The sequence below is a fragment of the Candidatus Nanopelagicales bacterium genome, from assembly GCA_037045355.1.
Lineage (GTDB): Bacteria > Actinomycetota > Actinomycetes > S36-B12.
On sequence record JBAOHO010000009.1, the window covers coordinates 176,489 to 197,612 of the forward strand.

Annotated in this window: 23 protein-coding genes and 1 pseudogene; 21 read left to right on the forward strand and 3 right to left on the reverse strand. The window is 66.6% G+C overall.

What is annotated here, in order from left to right:
- Nucleotides 1-39 precede the first annotated feature (39 nt).
- From tsf to V9E98_03525, 12 genes are all read left to right on the forward strand, one after another.
- The gene (gene tsf / locus V9E98_03470; GenBank protein MEI2716048.1) at nucleotides 40-858 is read left to right on the forward strand and encodes a translation elongation factor Ts; all 819 of its coding nucleotides are present in this window, start codon (nucleotides 40-42) and stop codon (nucleotides 856-858) included.
- An 85-nt stretch (nucleotides 859-943) separates the two neighbouring features.
- The gene (gene pyrH / locus V9E98_03475; protein ID MEI2716049.1) at nucleotides 944-1,720 is read left to right on the forward strand and encodes a UMP kinase; all 777 of its coding nucleotides are present in this window, start codon (nucleotides 944-946) and stop codon (nucleotides 1,718-1,720) included.
- Between the two features lie 18 nt (nucleotides 1,721-1,738).
- A complete protein-coding gene (frr, locus tag V9E98_03480) occupies nucleotides 1,739-2,296 on the forward strand; it encodes a ribosome recycling factor (GenBank protein ID MEI2716050.1) in 558 nt (185 codons plus the stop codon).
- 2 nt (nucleotides 2,297-2,298) lie between these two features.
- Complete coding sequence (locus V9E98_03485) at nucleotides 2,299-3,153, forward strand: phosphatidate cytidylyltransferase (GenBank protein MEI2716051.1); 855 nt, start codon at nucleotides 2,299-2,301, stop codon at nucleotides 3,151-3,153.
- Nucleotides 3,150-4,331, forward strand: a complete 1,182-nt coding sequence (rlmN, locus tag V9E98_03490; protein ID MEI2716052.1) for a 23S rRNA (adenine(2503)-C(2))-methyltransferase RlmN — start codon at nucleotides 3,150-3,152, stop codon at nucleotides 4,329-4,331. Before V9E98_03485 ends, rlmN begins: the two co-directional genes overlap by 4 nt.
- The gene (dxr, locus tag V9E98_03495; GenBank protein ID MEI2716053.1) at nucleotides 4,328-5,560 is read left to right on the forward strand and encodes a 1-deoxy-D-xylulose-5-phosphate reductoisomerase; all 1,233 of its coding nucleotides are present in this window, start codon (nucleotides 4,328-4,330) and stop codon (nucleotides 5,558-5,560) included. Before rlmN ends, dxr begins: the two co-directional genes overlap by 4 nt.
- Nucleotides 5,561-5,703: 143 nt before the next feature.
- Nucleotides 5,704-5,988: a site-2 protease family protein gene (locus V9E98_03500; GenBank protein MEI2716054.1), complete on the forward strand. Its 285-nt coding sequence runs from the start codon at nucleotides 5,704-5,706 to the stop codon at nucleotides 5,986-5,988.
- Nucleotides 5,985-7,016 carry a site-2 protease family protein gene (locus V9E98_03505; protein ID MEI2716055.1) on the forward strand — a complete coding sequence of 344 codons (1,032 nt, stop codon included), beginning with the start codon at nucleotides 5,985-5,987 and terminating at the stop codon, nucleotides 7,014-7,016. The genes V9E98_03500 and V9E98_03505 overlap by 4 nt, the downstream gene beginning before the upstream one ends.
- A 68-nt stretch (nucleotides 7,017-7,084) precedes the next feature.
- Nucleotides 7,085-8,236: a flavodoxin-dependent (E)-4-hydroxy-3-methylbut-2-enyl-diphosphate synthase gene (gene ispG / locus V9E98_03510; protein ID MEI2716056.1), complete on the forward strand. Its 1,152-nt coding sequence runs from the start codon at nucleotides 7,085-7,087 to the stop codon at nucleotides 8,234-8,236.
- Nucleotides 8,233-9,102 carry a GNAT family N-acetyltransferase gene (locus V9E98_03515; protein ID MEI2716057.1) on the forward strand — a complete coding sequence of 290 codons (870 nt, stop codon included), beginning with the start codon at nucleotides 8,233-8,235 and terminating at the stop codon, nucleotides 9,100-9,102. Before ispG ends, V9E98_03515 begins: the two co-directional genes overlap by 4 nt.
- 158 nt (nucleotides 9,103-9,260) lie before the next feature.
- Nucleotides 9,261-10,085 (forward strand): matrixin family metalloprotease, encoded by an 825-nt coding sequence (locus tag V9E98_03520; protein MEI2716058.1) that lies wholly within the window; start codon nucleotides 9,261-9,263, stop codon nucleotides 10,083-10,085.
- Between the two features lie 66 nt (nucleotides 10,086-10,151).
- Nucleotides 10,152-11,900, forward strand: a complete 1,749-nt coding sequence (locus V9E98_03525; protein ID MEI2716059.1) for a proline--tRNA ligase — start codon at nucleotides 10,152-10,154, stop codon at nucleotides 11,898-11,900.
- Here V9E98_03525 and V9E98_03530 read toward each other — a convergent pair whose 3' ends face one another.
- Together V9E98_03530 and V9E98_03535 are read right to left on the reverse strand one after the other, a co-directional pair.
- Nucleotides 11,901-12,410 carry a DUF4439 domain-containing protein gene (locus V9E98_03530; protein MEI2716060.1) on the reverse strand — a complete coding sequence of 170 codons (510 nt, stop codon included), beginning with the start codon at nucleotides 12,408-12,410 and terminating at the stop codon, nucleotides 11,901-11,903.
- Nucleotides 12,407-12,892, reverse strand: coding sequence for a hypothetical protein (locus V9E98_03535; GenBank protein ID MEI2716061.1), 486 nt, complete (start codon nucleotides 12,890-12,892; stop codon nucleotides 12,407-12,409). Before V9E98_03535 ends, V9E98_03530 begins: the two co-directional genes overlap by 4 nt.
- 95 nt (nucleotides 12,893-12,987) lie before the next feature.
- Here V9E98_03535 and rimP point away from each other — a divergent pair, with 95 nt between their 5' ends.
- The 8 genes and pseudogenes from rimP (at nucleotide 12,988) to V9E98_03575 (ending at nucleotide 19,949) form a co-directional block, all read left to right on the forward strand.
- Nucleotides 12,988-13,455, forward strand: coding sequence for a ribosome maturation factor RimP (gene rimP, locus V9E98_03540; GenBank protein ID MEI2716062.1), 468 nt, complete (start codon nucleotides 12,988-12,990; stop codon nucleotides 13,453-13,455).
- A 4-nt stretch (nucleotides 13,456-13,459) separates the two neighbouring features.
- Nucleotides 13,460-14,452, forward strand: coding sequence for a transcription termination factor NusA (nusA, locus tag V9E98_03545; protein ID MEI2716063.1), 993 nt, complete (start codon nucleotides 13,460-13,462; stop codon nucleotides 14,450-14,452).
- A 24-nt stretch (nucleotides 14,453-14,476) separates the two neighbouring features.
- A complete protein-coding gene (locus V9E98_03550; protein ID MEI2716064.1) occupies nucleotides 14,477-14,761 on the forward strand; it encodes a YlxR family protein in 285 nt (94 codons plus the stop codon).
- Nucleotides 14,762-14,847: 86 nt separating this feature from the next.
- Nucleotides 14,848-14,988, forward strand: a pseudogene (locus tag V9E98_03555) (translation initiation factor IF-2 N-terminal domain-containing protein).
- A 735-nt stretch (nucleotides 14,989-15,723) separates the two neighbouring features.
- Nucleotides 15,724-17,565 carry a translation initiation factor IF-2 gene (infB, locus tag V9E98_03560; GenBank protein ID MEI2716065.1) on the forward strand — a complete coding sequence of 614 codons (1,842 nt, stop codon included), beginning with the start codon at nucleotides 15,724-15,726 and terminating at the stop codon, nucleotides 17,563-17,565.
- 115 nt (nucleotides 17,566-17,680) lie between these two features.
- Nucleotides 17,681-18,112, forward strand: a complete 432-nt coding sequence (gene rbfA, locus V9E98_03565) for a 30S ribosome-binding factor RbfA (protein MEI2716066.1) — start codon at nucleotides 17,681-17,683, stop codon at nucleotides 18,110-18,112.
- On the forward strand, nucleotides 18,109-18,999 hold the full coding sequence (gene truB, locus V9E98_03570) for a tRNA pseudouridine(55) synthase TruB (GenBank protein MEI2716067.1): 891 nt from the start codon (nucleotides 18,109-18,111) through the stop codon (nucleotides 18,997-18,999). The genes rbfA and truB overlap by 4 nt, the downstream gene beginning before the upstream one ends.
- A complete protein-coding gene (locus tag V9E98_03575) occupies nucleotides 18,996-19,949 on the forward strand; it encodes a bifunctional riboflavin kinase/FAD synthetase (protein MEI2716068.1) in 954 nt (317 codons plus the stop codon). The genes truB and V9E98_03575 overlap by 4 nt, the downstream gene beginning before the upstream one ends.
- A gap of 7 nt (nucleotides 19,950-19,956) precedes the next feature.
- Here V9E98_03575 and V9E98_03580 read toward each other — a convergent pair whose 3' ends face one another.
- Nucleotides 19,957-20,565 (reverse strand): TMEM175 family protein, encoded by a 609-nt coding sequence (locus V9E98_03580; protein MEI2716069.1) that lies wholly within the window; start codon nucleotides 20,563-20,565, stop codon nucleotides 19,957-19,959.
- A gap of 276 nt (nucleotides 20,566-20,841) precedes the next feature.
- On the opposite strand from V9E98_03580, the gene rpsO reads away from it, so the two are divergent.
- Entirely contained in the window at nucleotides 20,842-21,111 is a 270-nt protein-coding gene (rpsO, locus tag V9E98_03585; GenBank protein ID MEI2716070.1) for a 30S ribosomal protein S15, read from the forward strand.
- Nucleotides 21,112-21,124 lie beyond the last annotated feature (13 nt).

Below are 21,124 nucleotides of genomic sequence, written 5' to 3' on the forward strand. Positions count from 1 at the left end.
ACCAGATCTCCGAGAGAACGAACGGATCCAAGGGAAGACATGGCATCGATCACTGCTGCGGACGTCAAGCGGCTGCGTGACCTCACGGGCGCCGGAATGATGGAATGCAAGAGAGCCCTCACAGAGGCCGACGGCGACCTTGACAAGGCTGTCGAGGTGCTGCGGATCTCTGGCGCGGCGAAGGCCGCCAAGCGTGGCGCGGAACGACAGGCCAGCAACGGCCTCGTCGCCCAGAGCGGCAATGCTCTGGTGGAACTGCGCTGCGAGACCGACTTCGTGGCCAAGAACGCGGACTTCATCGCTCTGGCCGGGGAACTGGCGGCAGCCGTCGACACGCAGCGCCCCGACTCCGATGCGGCGTTCGCCACGATGGTTCTCGGCTCAGGCAAGAACGCCGGCGATGCGGTATCGGACCTGTCGGCAATCATCGGCGAGAAGATCGAACTGGGTCGCTTCGCCGTGGTCGATGGAACGCTCGAGGTGTATCTGCACAGTCGTTCCGCTGACCTCCCCCCCGCCATGGGGGTCTTGCTCGGTTACGAGGGTGACAGCGATGCGGCCCGTGCTGTGGCCCTGCAGATCGCAGCGATGAAGCCCAGGTATCTGGCGCGTGAGGACGTTCCCGACGATGTCGTGGCCAACGAGCGGCGCATCGCCGAGGCCACCGCCCGTGAGGAGGGCAAGCCCGAACAGGCCCTGCCCAAGATCATCGAAGGTCGGCTGAACGGCTTCTTCAAGGACACCGTGCTCCTGGACCAGCCTTCCGTGCAGGAGAACAAGAAGACGGTCGCGCAGACACTGCAGGAGGCGGGCACTACCGTGACAGGGTTCGCGCTGATCGAGGTCGGTCAGGCTTGAGCCATCGGGCCTGAGCCAGCGAGGGCATTTCGGCGAGCAGGACCTGACAGCGGGGCACCGAGCAGCGGGAGAGGAGTGCGGACCAGTGGCGCAGACGGCTGGACCGTTGACCGAAGCCGACGACGACACCGCGGAGAAATGGCCTGAGGCCCCCTCCGGGGGATTCCCCATGGTGCTGCTCAAGTTGTCGGGCGAAGCGTTCGCCGGCGGTGGCGGCCTGGGTGTAGATCCCGACGTGGTCCGTTCCATCGCCCGTCAGATCGCAGACGTCGTACGAAGCGGTTCCGAGGTCGCCGTCGTGATCGGGGGTGGCAACTACTTCCGCGGAGCTCAACTGTCCGAGCACGGAATGGATCGGGCACGGGCCGACTACATGGGCATGCTCGGCACTGTCATGAACTGCCTGGCGCTGCAGGACTTCTGCGAGAAGGAGGGCGTCGAAACCCGGGTCCAGACAGCCATCGCGATGGGTCAGGTCGCCGAGCCGTACATCCCGCGTCGTGCGACGAGGCATCTTGCCAAGGGCCGTGTGGTGATATTCGGCGCCGGATTGGGCGCGCCGTACTTCTCCACCGACACCACTGCAGCTCAGCGCGCCCTCGAGATCGGGGCCCAGGTCGTGCTGATGGCGAAAGGGGTCGACGGCGTATACGACCGGGACCCCCGCACCGAGCCCGACGCCAAACTCTTCGATCGGCTGTCCTACGACGAGGTGCTGCGCCGCGACCTGAAGGTCGCCGATGCGACGGCCATCAGCCTGTGTCGGGACAATAGCCTGCCGATCATCGTCTTCAACCTTCTCGACGAGGGAAACATCGCCCGGGCCGTCCGGGGTGAGAAGATCGGAACGCTCATCAACTGAGCGGCAAAGGAGCCCACGGTGATCGATGACACGCTTCTCGAAGCGGAAGACAAGATGGACAAGGCCGTCGCGGTCGCGCGCGAGGAGTTCGCTGCCATCCGAACCGGACGACCCAACCCCGCCATGTTCGCCAAGATCACCGTCGACTACTACGGGACCCCGACACCTATCCAGCAGCTCGCCTCGTTCGCATCGCCCGAGGCGATGATGATGATCATCACGCCGTACGACAAGTCCATCATCGACTCCGTCGAACGCGCGATCCGTGACTCCGACCTCGGGGTCAATCCGGCGTCGGACGGAGTCATTGTCCGGGTCGTGATGCCGCAGTTGACCGAGGAGCGTCGGCGGGAGTACATCAAGAACGCCAAGCACAAAGCGGAGGAGGCGCGGGTGGCGGTTCGCAACATCCGGCGTCACGCGAATCAGACGCTGGACAAGATGGCCAAGGACGGAGACGTCGGTGAAGACGACGTCAAACGTGCCGAGAAGCATCTAGACGAGGTCACGCATTCGCACATCTCCCACATCGACGACATGTTGAAGCACAAAGAGTCAGAACTGCTCGAGGTCTGACCGTGGTGGACTCCGCGCCCGCAGCGGCCGGGACTCCTGACACTCCCGCGTCCAAGGCCGGGCGCAATTTGCCCGTTGCCATCACGGCCGGGGTGGTCCTCGCTGCGCTCGTCGTCGGAAGCCTCGTCTGGCAGAAGTGGCTGTTCATCGTTCTGGCCGTCGTGTGTTTGTGGATCGGGATCACCGAACTCGCCAACGGCCTGGCGACGCGCGGTATTCGCGTTACTCGATGGCCGCTGCTCGCCGCCGTGCCGCTGGTCGGCATCGTGGCCTATCTGTACGGGACCACAACGTACCTGGCGGTCTTTGCTGCCCTGGTCCTCGTGATTCTCGTGTGGCGACTCACCGAGGGTGTCGACAATTACGTGCGTGATGCCGGCGCCTCGATCCTCGTGGCCGCCTACGTCCCGCTGATGCTCGGGTTCGCGGTGCTGACCCTCGCGACCGACGACGGAGCATGGCGGATCGTCGCCTTCATCGCGCTGACGATCGGGAGCGACATCGGTGGTTATGCGGCCGGAGTCCTGTTCGGCAAACATCCGATGGCACCAGGTATCAGCCCCAAGAAGTCCTGGGAGGGATTCGCGGGGTCACTGGTCGTGCAGGTTGCGATCGGCGTCGGCCTGTTCGTCACAGTCCTCAGCGGATCGTGGTGGCAGGGAGCGCTGGCCGGTGTCGTGCTCACCATCACAGCAACGTTGGGCGACTTCATCGAGAGTGCCCTGAAACGCGATCTCGGGATCAAGGACATGGGTTCGATCCTGCCCGGCCATGGAGGACTGATGGACCGCCTCGACTCGCTGATCCCGAATGCCTTCGTGTCATGGGGGCTGTTCACCCTGCTGTTGGGGTCATGAGTTCCGTCGACCTTCCCGGAATCACCGCGCCCGGCAGGCGTGCCGCAGTGGTCCGCCCACCCCGGCACTGGGCGGACCTCGATCCCGACGAACGGCGCACCGCGGTGGTGGCGGCGGGGCTGCCGCAGTTCCGGGCCGATCAGATCTCTCGGCACTATTTCGGTCGCGACAGCGCCACTCCGCAGGCATGGACCGACCTCTCGTCAGATGTGGCCGAGCGGGTGGCGCAGGAGTGGTTCCCGGAGTTGCTCACGGAGGTCCGGACTCTGGCCTGCGACCACGGCGACACCGTGAAGGCGGTCTGGCGGCTCACCGGCGGCGCACTGGTGGAGAGCGTCGTCATGGCCTACCCACAACGCATCACGGCCTGCGTGTCCTCGCAGGCGGGCTGTGGGATCGGCTGCCCGTTCTGCGCCACCGGGCAGCAGGGTCTGACGCGAAATCTGTCAGCTGCCGAGATCGTCGAGCAAGTACGCAGTGCGCGGGTTCTGGCTGCCTCCGGAAGGTTCGGCGGTTCGCCGGGCGCGCGTGGGTCGCGTGGACCGGGCGGGCCGGGTGGGCAGGGTGGGTCGCGTGACCGACTGACGAACGTAGTGTTCATGGGGATGGGAGAGCCGCTGGCGAACTACCGTGCGCTCCTCACGGCACTGCACAGCATCATCGATCCGACGCCAGCCGGTTTCGGGATGTCGGCACGCAACGTCACCGTCTCGACGGTGGGACTAGTGCCCCGCATGCACCAACTTGCGCAGGAAGGTCTGCCAGTCACCCTCGCGTTGTCTCTGCACGCCCCCGACGACGAACTGCGGGATCAGCTCGTCCCCATCAACCACCGGTGGCCGGTCGCCGAGGTCATGGCGGCTGCCGACGCGTACGCCTCCGCCACAGGTCGCCGCTACAGCGTCGAATACGCCCTCATCCGAGACGTGAATGATCAGCCCGAGCGGGCAACCGCCCTCGGCGAAGTTCTGGCGGGTCGCCTCACACACCTCAATGTGATCCCGCTGAACCCGACCCCCGGGTCGCCGTGGACGGCTGCTGATCCCCACGTCGAACAGCAGTTCGTGTCGATCGTCCGATCGGCGGGTGTCGCAGTGACGGTCCGCGACACTCGTGGACGGGAGATCGACGGCGCCTGCGGTCAATTGGCGGCGGCTACGGCGGGCGGCAGCTCATGACCCCCCGCGACGTCGTCATCCTCGGCTCGACCGGGTCCATCGGCACTCAGGCGCTCGACGTCATTGCGCGCAACCCGGGTCTGTTCCGGGTCGTGGGACTCGCGGCCGGTGGTTCCGACCCCGATCTCCTGGCACGCCAGATCATCGCGACGGGTGCTCGCTGGGTCGCTGTCGCCCGTCCGGGTAGTGCTGCGATCGTCCGCGAGAGAGTCCGTGAACTACTCCGCGAGGCAACCCGGGAGAGAGCCCGCGAGCGAGCCGAGGGGGATGCCGGCGACGTCGTGGAGTCTCCCGTGGACGGCATCGCGGAGGGACCTCAGGCCGCGGCGGAACTGGCCGCCCTGGACTGCGATGTCGTGCTCAACGGCATGGCGGGGGCAGTGGGTCTGGAGCCGACCCTCGCGGCGTTGCGGGCGGGGAACCGAGTCGCCCTGGCCAACAAGGAGTCCCTCATCATCGGTGGGCCCGTCGTCACCCGACTGGCCCAGCCCGACCAGATAGTGCCGGTGGACTCCGAACACTCCGCACTCGCCCAATCGCTGCGGGGGGGCTCCAAGGCGGAGGTCCGGCGGCTCATCCTCACCGCCAGCGGCGGACCTTTCCGGGGGCGAAACCGGGCAGATCTCGCCGATGTGACGCCTGAACAGGCTCTGGCCCATCCCACCTGGTCCATGGGACCACTGGTGACCATCAACTCGGCGACGCTGGTGAACAAGGGCCTGGAGTTGATCGAGGCGCACCTGCTGTTCGACATCGGATTCGATCGCCTCGACGTCGTGATCCACCCGCAGTCGATCGTCCACTCGATGGTCGAATTCACAGACGGCTCGACCATTGCCCAGGCCAGCCCGCCGGACATGCGACTGCCCATCTCCCTCGGACTGTCGTGGCCCGACCGGGTCCCCGATGCGGCGCCGTCGTGCGACTGGAGCACCGCTGCGACCTGGACCTTCGAGCCGGTCGATGTGGACACGTTCCCCGCGATCCGACTGGCCGCGCAGGTCGGGGCGGCCGGTGGCGTCCACCCGGCCATCTTCAACGCCGCTGACGAAGTTGCCGTGGCCGCGTTCCTCGCCGGCCGAGTGTCGTTTCCCGGGATTGTGGATACGGTGGAGAGCGTTATCACCGAATATGACGGGCGTTTCGACGGGAACTCGCTGGACGTACAGGACGTCCTAGCGGCAGACCGGTGGGCGCGGACGCGGGCCACCGACCTGCTCAGCCGTTGATGTGATGTGTCCGCCGCGGCTTGACCGCCGCGGGGGAGCGTGGCTCGTCGGTCGAGTGAGACCCTTCGGTCGAGTGAGACCCTTCGGTCGAGTGAGACCCTTCGGTCGAGTGAGACCCTTCGGTCGAATGGGAGGAGAGAGTCATGGCGGATGTCCTCGCGAACATCGCGGGAATCGTCATCTTCATCTTCTTGATCTTCTTGTCCATCGGACTGCACGAGTTCGGTCACTTCGCCACTGCCAAGCACTACGGCGCCAAGGTCACCGAGTTCATGATCGGTTTCGGTCCCGCCCTGTTCGCCCGCACCAAGGGTGAGACCCGTTACGGCGTGAAGGCCATCCCGGTGGGGGGATACTGCCGGATCATCGGCATGTACCCACCGGGCGGGCCGATCGCGCCGAGCCGGGGGGCAGGTTCGGTCAGTTGATCGAAGAGGCCCGGCGGCAGTCGCTCTCCGAGGTCGAACCCGGCGACGAGAACCGCATGTTCTACCGGTTGCCGGTGCGGCAGCGGATCGTCGTGATGATGGCCGGCCCCTTCATGAATCTCCTCCTCGCCGTGATCCTGTTCGGAATCCTGCTCGTGGGTATCGGGTTGCCGCAGCCGACATCGAAGTTGGCCGCTGTGGTCCCGTGCGTTCCCACAGTGACCAACCCCGACGGCGCGCCGGCTGCTGACGGATCCTGTCAGGGCAGTTCGCCGACCTCTGCCACTCAGGCGGGACTGCTACCCGGTGACGAGGTACGAGCGATCAATGGCCAACCCATCGCAGCGTGGGAGGACATCAGTGCGTCGCTCGCGGGCGTCACCGGTGCCACCGACATCGTGGTGGTGCGCGACGGTGTCGAACTGACGCGGACGGTCCCCCTGGAGTCAGCGCAGTTGCCGGTGTACGACGACCAGGGCAAGGTCACCGGCGAAACCGTGGAACGAACCTTCCTGGGAGTGCGACCCGAGGTCGACTACGTGGGGCTACCCGTGAGTGCGGTACCCGGGTACATGTGGGACATCACCAGCCAGTCGGTGGCGGCTCTGTTCACCATGCCGCAGCGCCTGTACGAGCTCAGTGTGACTCTGGCCACCAACGGGGAACGCAGTCCCGAGAGCCCCGTGAGCGTGGTCGGGGTGACGCGGCTCGGCGGCGAGATAGCGGCCATGGACGAACCCATCGACGCCAAGGTCGGTTCGTTCCTGGGTCTCGCGGCCTCGCTGAATCTGTTCTTGTTCTTGTTCAACTTGCTGCCCGTCCTGCCGCTCGACGGGGGACACGTGGCAGCAGCGCTGTACGAGGCGGCGCGCCGGAAATGGGCAGCGTGGCGCCACCGGCCCGATCCCGGTCCGGTGGACACGGCGCGGCTGTTGCCGGTGACGTACTCGGTGGCGATCCTGTTGATCACTGTCGGTGCCGTGGTCATCTGGGCGGACCTGGTCAAGCCGATCACGCTTGGAGGCTGATGCGCGTCGGGTTGGCGCATCCGATGCAGCCGCGGTGATACTGGGACGGACAGACCGGAGGACAATCCGTGACCATCCCGCTGGGTACGCCAACCGTCGCTACTCTCGCCCCACGCCGCAAGAGCCGCCAGATCCTGCTCCGGCATCCGAGTCACCCCGTCGCCGTCGGCGGTGACGCGCCGATCTCGGTGCAGTCCATGACGACTACCGTCACTGCCGACGTCAACTCCACACTGCAGCAGATCGCCGAACTCACCGCCGCCGGTTGCCAGGTTGTCCGCGTCGCGGTCCCGAGCGCCGATGACGCGGAGGCGTTGCCCACCATTGCCAAGAAGTCGAACATCCCGGTCATCGCGGACATCCACTTCCAACCCCGATACGTCTACGCGGCCATCGATGCCGGGTGTGCGGGAGTTCGGGTCAATCCCGGCAACATCAAGAAGTTCGACGACCAGGTCGCCCAGATCGCCAAGGTGGCCGGCGATGCGGGCACCCCGATCCGGATTGGTGTCAATGCCGGCTCGCTGGACCCTCGTCTGCTGACCAAGTACGGCCGGGCCACCCCCGAGGCTCTTGTCGAGTCGGCCTTGTGGGAGTGCTCACTGTTCGAAGAACACGGCTTCCGTGACATCAAGATCTCGGTCAAACACCACGACCCGGTCGTCATGGTTCAGGCGTACCGGCTGTTGGCCGAACAGTGCGACTACCCCTTGCATCTCGGGGTCACCGAAGCGGGCCCTGCCCAGCAGGGAACCATCAAGTCCGCTGTCGCCTTCGGGGCCCTGCTCAGCCAAGGGATCGGTGACACCATCAGGGTCTCGCTGTCCGCGCCACCGGTCGAGGAAGTGAAGGTCGGCCGCGGCATCCTCGAATCGCTCAACCTGCGCGAGAGGGGCCTCGAGATCGTCTCGTGCCCTTCCTGTGGCCGGGCGCAAGTCGACGTGTACACGTTGGCCGAGCAGGTCACGGCCGGACTTCAGGGACTCGAGGTCCCGCTGCGTGTTGCAGTCATGGGCTGCGTTGTCAATGGTCCCGGCGAGGCCCGGGAAGCCGACCTCGGTGTGGCCAGCGGTAACGGGAAAGGTCAGATCTTCGTCAAAGGCGAGGTCATCAAGACGGTGCCAGAGGCAATGATCGTCGAGACCCTCATCGAGGAGGCCATGCGACTTGCCGAGGGGATGGACGCGACGGGCGCGCCGGAGGTCGGCGTCGCGCCGTGACCAGTAGCGTCACCGTGGATCGGGCGGGTACGCCATCGGACTCGGTGCGCGTCCTGGGCCCCGCCGACGAGCTCGGCCTGCGCGACCTGATGCGCAGCGACCCGGTCCGGCACTGTTTCGCGGAATCGAGGCTGGAGTCCGGAGGGCTCCGTGTCGGGGCCCCAGGCGGCCCCTTCTGGGGCGTCGGTCCCCCCGGGCACCCGAGGTCCGCCCTGCTGGTGGGAGCCAACCTCGTCCCCATCGCCACCGACGACACGACACGCAGCGCCTTCGCCGCCCACGCGATCCGGCAGGGCCGCCGGTCATCGTCCATCGTCGGCGCTGCCGATGAGGTCCTGGCACTGTGGGAACGGTTGGCCCCTCACTGGGGGCCCGCCCGGGAAGTGCGCGACGATCAGTTGATGATGGTCGCCACCGCCACCCCCCGGGTCCCCGCGGATGACGAGGTCAGAGTCAGCGAGCCGACCGATCTGGACCTGCTATTCCCGGCGTGCGTCGCCATGTTCACCGAGGAGGTGGGGGTCTCGCCGATCGCCGGCGGCATGGAGTACGCCTACCGTCGTCGGGTCGCCGAACTGATCCGACAGGGTCGTTCCTACGCGCGCTTCGACGACGTCGGTCCGATGTTCAAAGCCGAAGTCGGAGCGTTGTCCCGGCGTGCCTGCCAGATCCAAGGAGTCTGGGTGCGTCCGGAACTGCGGCGCCACGGGCTGGCCGGCCGCGGTATGGCCGCCGTCGTGGAACTCGCGCGGCAGATCAGCCCCATGGTGTCGCTGTACGTGAACTCCTTCAACGTCGGTGCGGTTCGGGCCTATGAAGCGGCTGGATTCCGCACGGTGGAGAGGTTCGCGACGGTGCTGTTCTGACCGATTCGATGGCATGGCATCCTGTCGTGGGACACGGAGGGGCTGTCGGGGAACTGACGAGGACCAGGCGAGGGGCGCGGGAAATCCTAATGGGCGGAACTGGCGGCAGGCGCGGTACCCGGACGCGCGCGGGTCGAGCCTTGGGAAACGTCATAGCCGTGATCGTCACCCTGGCTGTCGCTGCCGCAGGCGCCTACGGCATGGTCAACTTCGAGGAACTCAAAGGTCAGGTCTATTCCTTCGATGCGGCGGTGGACGAAGAGACCGCGCTGCGGCAGGCGGCCGACGATGCTGTGGGTTTCGCAGAGCAGTACGCGCGCCCACCCGAGTCCAACGGCGTCGGCAAGGGCTACCGGTTCAGCGCCCCCGCCCCCACCGGTATCGACGCGGACCCGGGTCACTGGTGCGGCGGCACCGTCATCGGCTATCGCATCGACTTCACCGGTGCGGTCCGGGCCGGATCAGACCGGGACAAGGAGATCGAGCGCTGGCGGTCAGCGTTCGCCCAGTGGACAGCCGCGAGCGGGGGCCGATACCAGTTCGAGTACCGCGGTGAGGCCGATTACCCGCTCGTCGACGCCCGGACCCAGACGTACCCCATCGATCCGGAACTGGTTCCGGACGGGGAGATCGCCATCAGCTACGGGGTTCCTCCGGAGATCGACGAGCCCCAGTGGCAGGGTTATCGCCATCCCGGCCTGACCGAGACCTTGGGCTTCGCCGGATTGGGACCGATCGAATGGAGTTCCGGACCTGGTCAGAGCCGAGTGACCAAGGCAATGATCGTCATGGATGCCCTGGACTCGCAGGCCGATCCTCGCCGAGTGCCGACGCCGTACCCGCACGAGGCCGGCCATGCCCTGGGGCTGAGCCATGTCCCCGATCCCGGTCAGCTGATGTACGACACCGCCGGAGCCACGACCGAGATGAACGACGGCGACCGGGCGGGCATCACTCGACTGGCCATGCTGCCCTGCAACTGAGCCCGGTTGGACCGGGCCGGTATTCTGCCAACCACGCCCACGGACGGAGGTAGCTCAGTGCTGCGCATGTCGAAACTCCTGCTGCGCACGCTGCGAGAGGACCCCGCTGACGCCGAGGTTCCCAGCCACCGACTGCTCGTCCGAGCAGGCTGCGTGCGTCGCGTCGCCCCCGGAGTGTTCGCGTGGCTTCCCCTCGGCTATCTCATCTACCGCAATGTCGAACGCATCGTGCGCGAAGAGATGGACGCCGCCGGGTTCCAAGAGGTCCACTTCCCGGCCCTCCTGCCGCGCGAACCTTACGAGGAGACCGGTCGTTGGACCGAGTACGGCGACACCTTGTTCCGCCTTCACGACCGCAAAGGTGGTGACTACCTCTTGGGGCCGACGCACGAGGAGATGTTCACCCTGATGGTCAAGCAGGAGTTCTCCTCTTACAAGGACCTTCCCTTGTCCATCTATCAGATCCAGACCAAGTACCGCGACGAAGCCCGCCCGCGGGCCGGGATCCTGCGGGGGCGCGAGTTCGTCATGAAGGACTCGTACTCGTTCGATATCGACGACGACGGTCTGCAGGCCAGTTATGACGCCCACCGAGACGCCTATATCCGCACATTCGAGCGGCTGGGTCTGGACTACGTCATCGTGAGCGCGATGTCGGGTGCCATGGGTGGCTCTGCGAGCGAGGAGTTTCTGGCTCCGTGCGATTCCGGCGAGGACTCGTTCGTGCGCTGCACGACCTGCGACTACGCCGCCAACACCGAGGCCGTGGCAACGGCGATCCCCGCTGCCATCACCTTCGCGGACGCGCCGGAACCGCTGGTGGGGGACACCCCTGACACCGAGACCATCGCGTCATTGGTCGACTTGGCCAACGCCCGTCCAGACCTGCGTCATCCCGATCGTGCGTGGCTGGCCGGTGACACGCTGAAGAACGTCGTTCTGCAACTGACGTGGCCCGACGGTCGTTCCGAGCCCTTGGTCATCGGGTTGCCGGGCGACCGCGACGTCGACCTGAAGCGGCTCGAGGCTGTCGTCGCTCCGGCGGAAGTGCGTCCGTTCGAAGAGTCCGATTTCGCTGCCCATCCCACCCTCGTGCGCGGTTACATCGGACCCCAGGTTTTGGGGGGCGACAGTCCCAGTGGGATCCGGTATCTCGTTGACCCACGCGTCGTGACCGGGACCAGTTGGATCACGGGCGCCAACGAGTCGGGACGCCACGTCTTCGGGCTGGTGGCCGGCCGCGACTTCACCCCCGACGGCACGATCGAAGCTGCCGAGGTCCTCGACGGAGATCCCTGTCCCCGTTGTGGCGGGTGCTTGAGCATCGCCCGCGGCATCGAGATCGGTCACATCTTCCAGCTGGGTCGGAAGTACGCGGAGGCGCTGGACCTGAAGGTCCTCGACGAATCCGGCCAACTCGTCACGGTCACCATGGGCAGTTACGGCATCGGTGTCTCGCGCGCCGTGGCGGCGATTGCCGAACAGACGTACGACGAGCGTGGTCTGTGCTGGCCCCGGGAGGTGGCACCGGCGGATGTGCACATCGTGGTCGCCGGCAAAGGCGACGAGACGATGGCGGCAGCCGAGGAACTCGCTCGCGAAGCCGAGATCGCCGGTGTGCGAGTGCTCCTCGACGATCGCACCGGCATCTCCGCCGGCGTGAAGTTCAACGACGCCGACCTGCTCGGGATCCCCACGATCATGATCGTCGGCAAGGCATTGGCCGAGGGTCGCGTCGAGTTGAAGGACCGGCGCTCCGGGGACCGCAGCACAGTGCCGGTGGGTGAGGCCGTCGCTCGCCTGGTACCGCGTTGATCACCCCACGCTGGCGCCGTCGTCCGGGCTGACGCTGCCACTGGCGGCGCTGCCGGTGGGGTCCGGAGTCGCCGAAGCGACGAGTTCGACCTCGGCTTCACCGGGGAACGCCGTGGGCCGCGCGCCCCACCGGACCGATCGGGCCGAGCACGCGGCGGCAGAGGCCGCCGCCCGGCGCCGCTCCTTGCCCTCGAGTTGCCCGACAGCAGCGCAGTAGACGTCGACCAGGCGGGATTCGACAACGGCGGCGAGGCGCCGAGCCGACGCCGGCCCGGTCATGGGGAAGGGGATCTCGAACGCCGCCGGGGAATCGGGTTCGACGGACTGTTCAGCCAGGGCGGCCCGGGCCCGATCGCGGTCGCGGGCATGGGTCACACCCAGGTCGATGGCCCGGGATCGCTCAGGGCCGTCGGGGAATTGTGCGGTAAGCACGCCGTACGCATAGACGGCGGCCTGTTCGCCCAACGCAATGCTCTTCCATGCTTCTGTGCGCGAGCCATCGGTGCTCATGCGAGATCCCCCGACAGGTAGGCGACATGCCCCGACTCCGCCGCCCCGATTCGGGCCAGGAGTTGCGCCAACTCGGGTTCTGCGGCTGCCACCGAGGCATCGATACGCTGCCGGGTCGCGGCGGACTCCAATCGGCGCAGGCTACGCAGCGCATCACTTCGGGGAACCGATGCCCGCGAGGGGGTGGAACTCGGCGTGGGCATGTCGAGGTCGTCGCCGATTGCCGCCACATGATCGCGGTGTTGATCGCGAAGGGGCCGCAGTTGGCCCGCCAGGGAGGGGTTGGCAGTGATGACCTCGTCGTACGCGGCGATGAGAGCCAGTTCGTCGACCAGCACCGACCCGCGAACCTCGTCGTCGGGATCGGGGTTGGACAGCACAGGGATCGAGGCCGACGAGCAACCCGCGACCAGCAACGCGGAACCACCAAGCGCGGACGCGAGGATGGCGCGCCGAGTCATCGGGTCAGAAGCTGGTGTCATGGAGTGCTCCGGGCCGTTGGGTATGTCGCTACCCTAAGTCTGGTCAGTCACCAACTGAACAACGGCCACGCCCGCGTGTGGTGCAAGGAGCGCGAATGGCGGACAATCTGGGCGATCGAATCCGGGCGGTCGTTGCCGGGCCCCTGGCCTCGGCGGGGATCGATCTCGAGGATGTCGAGGTGCGTACCGCCGGCCGCCGCCGCCTCGTCCGCGTCAGCGTGGACACCGACGCCGGGATCTCCCTCGACGAAGTCGCAGCCGCGACCCGGACAGTGTCGTCGTTGCTCGACGAGTCGGACATCATGGGCGAACGGTCCTACGTCCTCGAGGTGGGGAGCCCCGGCGTTGCCCGCCCACTGACCCTGCCCCGCCACTGGCGCCGCAACATCGGACGACTGGTCCGGGTTGTCCCTGTCGATGACTCCGAACCGTTCGTTGCCCGAATCTCGGCTGCCGACGAAGTCGGCGCCACAGTCGTCGGGGGCGAGGGTGAGCGGCACATCGACTACTCGTCGGTCGGGCGGGCGGTGGTCCAGGTGGAACTGAATCGATCGGAGGGATGAAGCGGTGGACATCGACATGGCGGCTTTGAAATCGCTCGTGCGGGAGCGCTCGCTCTCGTTGGACCTCGTGGTGACCAGCATCGAAGAAGCCCTGCTGAGCGCGTATCACCACCAACCGGGAGCCGCTGCGCGTGCGCGGGTCACCTTGGACCGCGCCACGGGGCATGTGACCGTCTACGCCGAACAGGTCGACGACGAGGGGAATCCGGGCGGCGAGTTCGACGACACCCCTGAAGGTTTCGGGCGGGTGGCGGCGGCGACGGCTCGCCAGGTACTCACTCAGCGCCTGCGGGAAGCGAACTCCGATCGGACGTTCGAGGAGTTCTCCGCGCGGGAGGGCGACCTGGTCAGTGGAACGGTCCAGCAGGGCCGTGACCCGGAGCTCGTCATGGTGGACCTCGGCAAGGTCGAAGCGGTACTCCCGGTCTCGGAGCAGGTGCCGGGCGAGGACTATGCCCATGGCCGACGTTTGAAGGTAATCATCGTGTCCGTACGCCGAGGTATGCGTGGGCCTCAGGTCACCGTCTCGCGGACCCACCCGGATCTGGTCCGGCGACTGTTCGCTCTTGAGGTACCGGAGATCGCCGACGGCGTGGTCACCATCGCTGCGATGTCCCGCGAGGCGGGACACCGCTCCAAGATCGCCGTGCAGAGCAACAACCCCTCGGTCAACGCCAAAGGTGCCTGCATCGGCCCCATGGGCCAGCGGGTTCGGCAGGTCATGGCGGAGCTGTCCGGCGAGAAGATCGACATCATCGACTTCAGCGACGATCCGGCCACGTTCATCGGCAACGCACTCTCGCCCGCGAAGGTGACCGCCGTCGAGATCGTCAGTGCCGAGGCTCGGGCGGCGCGAGTGATCGTGCCCGATTATCAACTGTCCTTGGCCATCGGACGGGAAGGTCAGAACGCGCGCCTGGCTGCCCGCATGACGGGGTGGCGCATCGACATCCGCTCGGACGCCGCGACTGAGGCTGGTACGCAGGCCGCGGACTGACCGCTATACTGGGCGACTGGAACGATGGTCCGATCCGTGGTTGAACGCACCTGTGTGGGATGTCGACAACGTGATGACCAATCCGACCTACTGCGCGTCGTGGCTGCGGGAACCGCATTGGTTCCCGATAGCCGGGTGCGACAGGCGGGGCGGGGTGCATACCTGCACCTCCGCGCCGAGTGTCTCCATCTCGCAGAACGCCGCCGGGCTTTCCCGCGCGCGCTGCGAGTGGACGGACCCCTGTCAGTGTCCGCTGTGGCAGCGGTCGTGCAGCAAGAAGAGATGACCGTCCGAGGATCGGGAGATTGAGATGAGCGCCCGATGACTTCCCAGTCATGAGTAAGAACCCCTACCACTGACGGCTCGGACGACAACCCGGGCCAGACAGGAGAACCGTGTCGAAGGTCCGGGTCTACGAACTCGCCAAGGAGTTCGGACTCGAAAGCAAGCAGGTCCTGGAGAAGCTGAACGAGATTGGCGAGTTCGCCAAGTCAGCCTCCTCGACCGTGGAAGCCCCGGTCGCGCGCAAGTTGCGTGAGGCCCTCGGCGGCAATGCCGCTCCCACCACGTCCGCCCCCCGGCGTACGTCCTCGGGGTCCAGCGTGCGCCGGGCGGCGCCTGCGCGCCCCGCTCCCGCGCCCACCCCTACTCCAAGTCCCGCCCCGACACCGAAGGAATCGGTTGCCCCGCCCGCGGCGCAGCCGACCCCCGAAGCGCCGCGGGACGAACCGGCGCAGCCGGCGGCCCAGGCCGCTCCACCGCGTCCGACAGGTCCCCGCCCCGGCAACAATCCCTTCGCCGGTAACGCACCGACCCGCACTCCTCGTGCGGGCGCCGGCAACAATCCCTTCACCGGCAATCGTGGTCCGGGTGGAGTCGCAGGTGCCCCTCGGCCCACGCCCGGTTCGATGCCTCCACGCCCGATGGGCCGCCCGACACCCGACCAGATGCGGCGCGGCCCTGGTGGTCCCGGTCGCGGTCCTGGTGGTCCCGGTCGCGGTCCCGGTGGTTTCGGGGGGCCGAGCCGCGGTCCCGGTGGTCCCGGTCGCGGTCCCGGTGGTTTCGGCGGGCCGAGCCGCGGTCCTTCAGGCCCCGGCGGCAGTCGTGGTCCCGGAGGATTCGGAGCTCCGGGTCGCGGTGGTCCAGGTGGTCCGCCTCCCTTCGGAGGTCCAGGCGGCCGTCCGGGTGGCCCCGGCGGTCGGGGTCGCCCCGGGGGCAAGCCAGCTCGGGCTCGCAAGTCCAAACGCGCGAAGCGTCAAGAGTTCGACAACATGGAAGCGCCGACCATCGGTGGCGTCCGTATCCAGCGCGGCGATGGGCAGACAGTCCGGCTGGCGCGCGGTTCGTCACTGACCGACTTCGCAGAACGCATCGACGCGAGCCCCGCAGATCTCGTGACGGTCATGTTCAAGCTCGGTGAGATGGTCAATGCGACCCAGAGCGTGGACGACGACACCTTGAAACTGCTGGGCGAGGAGCTCGACTACAGCGTCGAGATCGTGTCTCCGGAGGACGAGGACCGCGAACTGTTGGAGCGGTTCGATCTGGAGTTCGGCGAAGACGAGGGCATCGCTGCCGATCTTCGTGCCCGTCCGCCTGTGGTCACCGTCATGGGTCACGTCGACCACGGCAAGACCAAACTGCTGGACGCGATCCGATCCGAGGATGTCGTCGGCGGTGAGGCCGGTGGCATCACGCAGCACATCGGCGCCTATCAGGTTCACACCGACATCGGCGGTGAGGATCGCGCCATCACCTTCATCGATACCCCTGGTCACGAGGCATTCACTGCCATGCGCGCCCGCGGGGCGAAGGTCACCGACATCGCCATCCTGGTGGTGGCAGCCGACGACGGAGTCAAGCCGCAGACCATCGAGGCTCTGAACCACGCGCAGTCGGCCGAAGTTCCGATCGTGGTGGCGGTCAACAAGGTCGACAAAGAGGGCGCCGACCCCACCAAGGTCCGCACTCAACTGACCGAGTACGGACTGGTCGCCGAGGAGTTCGGCGGTGATGTGATGTTCGTCGATGTCTCCGCCAAGGCTCGCACCGGGATCCAGGAACTGCTCGAGGCGGTCGTGCTGACTGCCGATGCAGCACTGGATCTGCAGGCCAACCCCGATCAGGATGCACAGGGTGTGGCGATCGAGGCCCATCTGGACAAAGGTCGGGGCGCGGTTGCCACGGTCCTCGTGCAGCGCGGAACCCTGCGACCGGGCGAGTCGATCGTTGCCGGTGACGCGCACGGTCGCGTGCGCGCGATGCTGGACGAGAAGGGCGAGCCGGTCGACGAAGCCGGGCCGTCCCGCCCCGTCCAGGTCCTGGGACTCACGTCCGTCCCCGGTGCGGGTGACACTTTCCTGGTGGTGCCCGAAGACCGTGTGGCTCGGCAGATCGCAGCCACCCGTCAGGCTCGGGAACGCAACGCGCAGTTGGCGAAGTCTCGACCCCGGCGCACGCTCGAGGAGTTCCTCTCGCAGGTCGAGAAGGGCGAGGTGCAAGAGCTCAAGCTCATTCTCAAGGGCGACGTGTCCGGCTCGGTCGAGGCGTTGGAGGACGCTCTGCTCAAGATCGAGGTGGGCGACGAGGTCTCGCTGCGCATCATCCATCGTGGAGTGGGCGCCATCACGCAGAACGACGTCAACTTGGCGACCGTGGACGATGCGATCATCATCGCCTTCAACGTCGGTTATGCCGAGCGCGTCCGTGACCTCGCCGAGCGCGAGGGTGTCGATGTGCGGTTCTACTCCGTCATCTACTCGGCGATCGACGAGGTCGAGGCGGCGCTCAAGGGCCTGCTGAAGCCGGTCTACGAGACCGTTCGTACCGGGTCGGCCGAGGTGCGCGAGGTGTTCCGCTCCAGCAAGTTCGGCAACATCGCCGGATGTCTCGTGCGCGACGGGGAGATCCGCCGCAATGCACGGGCCAAGTTGTTGCGCGACGGCATCCTCGTGTCGGACACCCTCACGGTCGCGTCGCTGCGGCGGTTCAAGGACGACGCGACCGAGGTCCGGGAGGGCTTCGAATGCGGTATCGGCTTGGGCGCGTTCAACGACATCAAGGTCGGTGACGTGATCGAGACGTTCGAGGAGCGCGAGACGGAACGCGCCTGATCATCACGAGGCTGACCACCGCTCGGTAGTGGGCCATCGCCTGGGAGCGGGCCGCCGCCTGGGCGGTGGTCAGCCACCTCGGAGCGGGCCGCCGGAAGCAGAGAAGGAGAGTCCCATGCCTGATCATCAGGCGCGCGTACGGCGATTGGCCGACCGGATCAAACAGATCGTCGCTGAGTTGCTCGAGCGACGCATCAAGGACCCGCGGCTGGGCTTCGTCACGGTCACCGATGTCCGCCTCACGAACGACATGCGCGAGGCCACGATCTTCTACACCGTGCTCGGTGAGGAGGTCGATCGGGAGGCGACTGCTGCGGCGCTGGAATCGGCCAAAGGACACCTGCGCACCGAGGTCGGTCGGATCACAGGGGTGCGGTTCGCGCCGTCTCTGACGTTTGTACCGGACGCCTTGCCGACCACGGCGGCGCATATCGACGATCTGCTCAAACAAGCGGCAGAGTCGGACGCCGCAGTCCAACAGCAAGCGGCAGGCGCTCGACCCGCCGGTGATCCGGATCCCTACCGCCGGGAGTCGGACCAGGAGTGAACGGGGTCCTGCTGGTCGACAAGCCGACCGGCCTGTCCAGTCATCAGGTGGTGGCCCGGATCCGTGGGCAACTGCACGAACGGCGAGTGGGTCACGCCGGAACTCTCGACCCCGATGCCAGTGGCCTGTTGGTCCTCGGTATCGGAGCGGGCACTCGGCTACTGAGGTTCCTGGTCGGTTTGGACAAGACCTACGCGGCCACGATCCGCCTGGGAATCTCGACGGTCACCGACGACGCGAGCGGAGACATCCTTCGCGCGCCGGGATGCGATCCAACGACACCGATCGCAGCCGCCCTGGCCGAGTTCACCGGTCCACTCATGCAGCGCCCGTCGTCGGTCTCGGCGATCAAGGTCGGGGGCCGCCGGGCTCATCGCCGGGTGCGCTCCGGGGAGTCGGTCGATCTGCCCGAACGTCCGGTCACTGTGCACGACCTCCAACTGTTGGCAGCCACACCTCGAAAAGTTGCCGCCGTGGCAGTTCTCGACCTGGACGTGATTTTGACGGTGTCCAGCGGGACGTACGTGCGGGCCATCGCCCGTGATCTCGGCACGGTCCTGGGCACCGGCGGGCATCTGGTGGCGTTGCGTCGCACTGCTGTCGGGCCCTTCTCGGTGGCCGACGCCACCGCCGTGGACCACGTCGACTCCACCTCTGCGGTCTTGCCCCTGGGAATGGTGGCCGAGCAAGTGCTGCCCAGCGAAGTGCTGGCCGACGACGAGTGCGCAGCGGTTCGACATGGCACCCGGATCCCCTGTGGCAGCGATGTCCGCGGCCCAGTGGCCCTGCTGTCGAAGTCCGGGGATCTGCTGGCGGTGTCGGACTGCTCGGATGGGCGGTGGCGGCACCGATACGTCGTGTCGTCTGCCACTCTGGACGGACCATGACCGACTCTGACATCGCAGTGATCACGGGCCCTCCCGCAGACCACCAGGAAGATCCGACAGTCGTCACGCTGGGGGTGTTCGACGGCGTCCACCGCGGTCATCGCTACCTGATCGCCCGTGCCCGCGCCGCGGCCGATCGTGCGGATCTGCCGCTCACCGTCGTCACTTTCGATCCGCATCCTCTGTCGGTCGTGCGACCCGAACTCGCACCCTTGCGACTGGCGACACTTCGTCACCGAATTCGCCTGCTGGCCGGCGCCGGTGTCGACAAGGTTCGGCTGCTGACTTTCGACCGGCAACTGTCCGCCCTCGAGGCGCCGGACTTCGCCGCTCGCTACCTCGTGCGCGAGCTTCAGGCGGCCGTTGTGGTGGCGGGGGAGAACTTCCGTTTCGGCCACCGGGCCGCAGGAGACCTGGATCTCCTCGCGGCCATCGGTACGACGGCGGGTTTCGACGTCGTGTCCGTGCCGCTGGATGCCGACGAATCGGAGACGTGGTCGTCCACCCGGATCCGGGCACTGGTGACCGCTGGCGACGTTGCCGGCGCCGCACTAGGGCTGGCTCGTGAACATCGGGTGGAAGGTCCCGTCGTCGTCGGCGACAAGCGGGGCAGGACACTGGGTTATCCGACGGCCAATCTCGAGGTGGAACCGGGAACCTGCGTGCCGCTCGACGGTGTCTACGCTGGCTTCGCTGTCGTCGACCCGTATACGCCAGACGAGCGGCGCGTTCCCGCAGCCGTGTCGGTGGGAGCCAATACAACGTTCGGTGGCACCGAGCCGCGCGTCGAGGCTCATCTGATGGAACCGGGCGAATGGGACCTCTACGGCCGCGAGCTGGCGGTCGATTTCGTTGCGCGGCTGCGTGGGATGCACACGTTCTCATCACAGGCCGAGTTGGTGTCCGCCATGGCAGCCGATGTCGCGGCGGCGCGGCGTTTGCTGGCGTGACCGGCGATCAGTCGTCGGTGTCGCCCCTGCTGAGCAGGTAACCGAGAGGGATCATACCGAGCAAGACCCATGAGGCGATCGAGGGCGCGAACAACGACAGCACCCCGACCCCGAGGAAATAGGCCACATACACAACGGATTTCCGGATCCGCTGGGTGTTCGGATCGAAGTCCGGCGCCTGCAGCGATGGATGCGCGGACACCCACCACCCGATCAGCGCGAGGAATCCACCGATCGCGGCGAGATTGATCATGTACACCATTCCGGATCCCTGGCCGAACCCGTGGTTGGTCACCAACTCCGTCGTGAAGGGCAAAGTGATGATCGACAGCAGCCAGCCGAAGTTGATCCAGGCGAGGACGTTGTCGTAATCGCCGATGGCTTCGAACATCCTGTGGTGGACCAGCCAGTAGTTGGACAGCACGATGAAGGAAATCAGGAAGGCCGTCCACACTTCCTGGTTGGCGCCCAACCACGTCCATGCGGATTCCGAGGCCTTCACCTCGCCCGCCAGTTCGGTCAGCGGCAGGATCAGCAAGGTGATGGCCACCGCCATCACCGCATCGCTGAAGTTGACGAGCCGGTCGAAGCCGCGATCGGTGTGTCGACTAGCCATGCCGGATCCCCCCAGGTCCCAACTGGTAGATCGCAGACGCGCCCGTCCGTATCCGCGCCATCGTCGTCACCTCCGTCCCTTCCATCCACTTGCGGCTGCCGCATCCATTGCCGACTGGAGCCTAGTTGTTCCGCTATGCCTGGTTGGATGTAACGCCGCCGTTGGTCCCCCTGCTCGGTGTCGGCTACGCTTACCCCTGACGGTCATCGGGCGGGCGCCCGCTGACTCGTGTCCATCTACTCCACCGCGATGGTGGACTGCGCCCGGAGGTAACGCATGGCACTGGATGCCGCTGTGAAGCAAAGCATCATCGACGATTACGCCACTCATCCCGGTGACACGGGTAGTCCAGAGGTTCAGGTCGCGCTGTTGACGCGCCGGATCTCGGATCTGACCGAGCACTTGAAGGAGCACAAGCACGACCACCACAGCCGTCGTGGTCTGCTGCTGCTCGTGGGTCAGCGTCGCCGACTGCTCAACTACCTGTCCGACCGGGACATCGCACGGTATCGCTCCCTGATCGAACGGCTCGGCATCCGCCGCTGACGAAACCCACAAC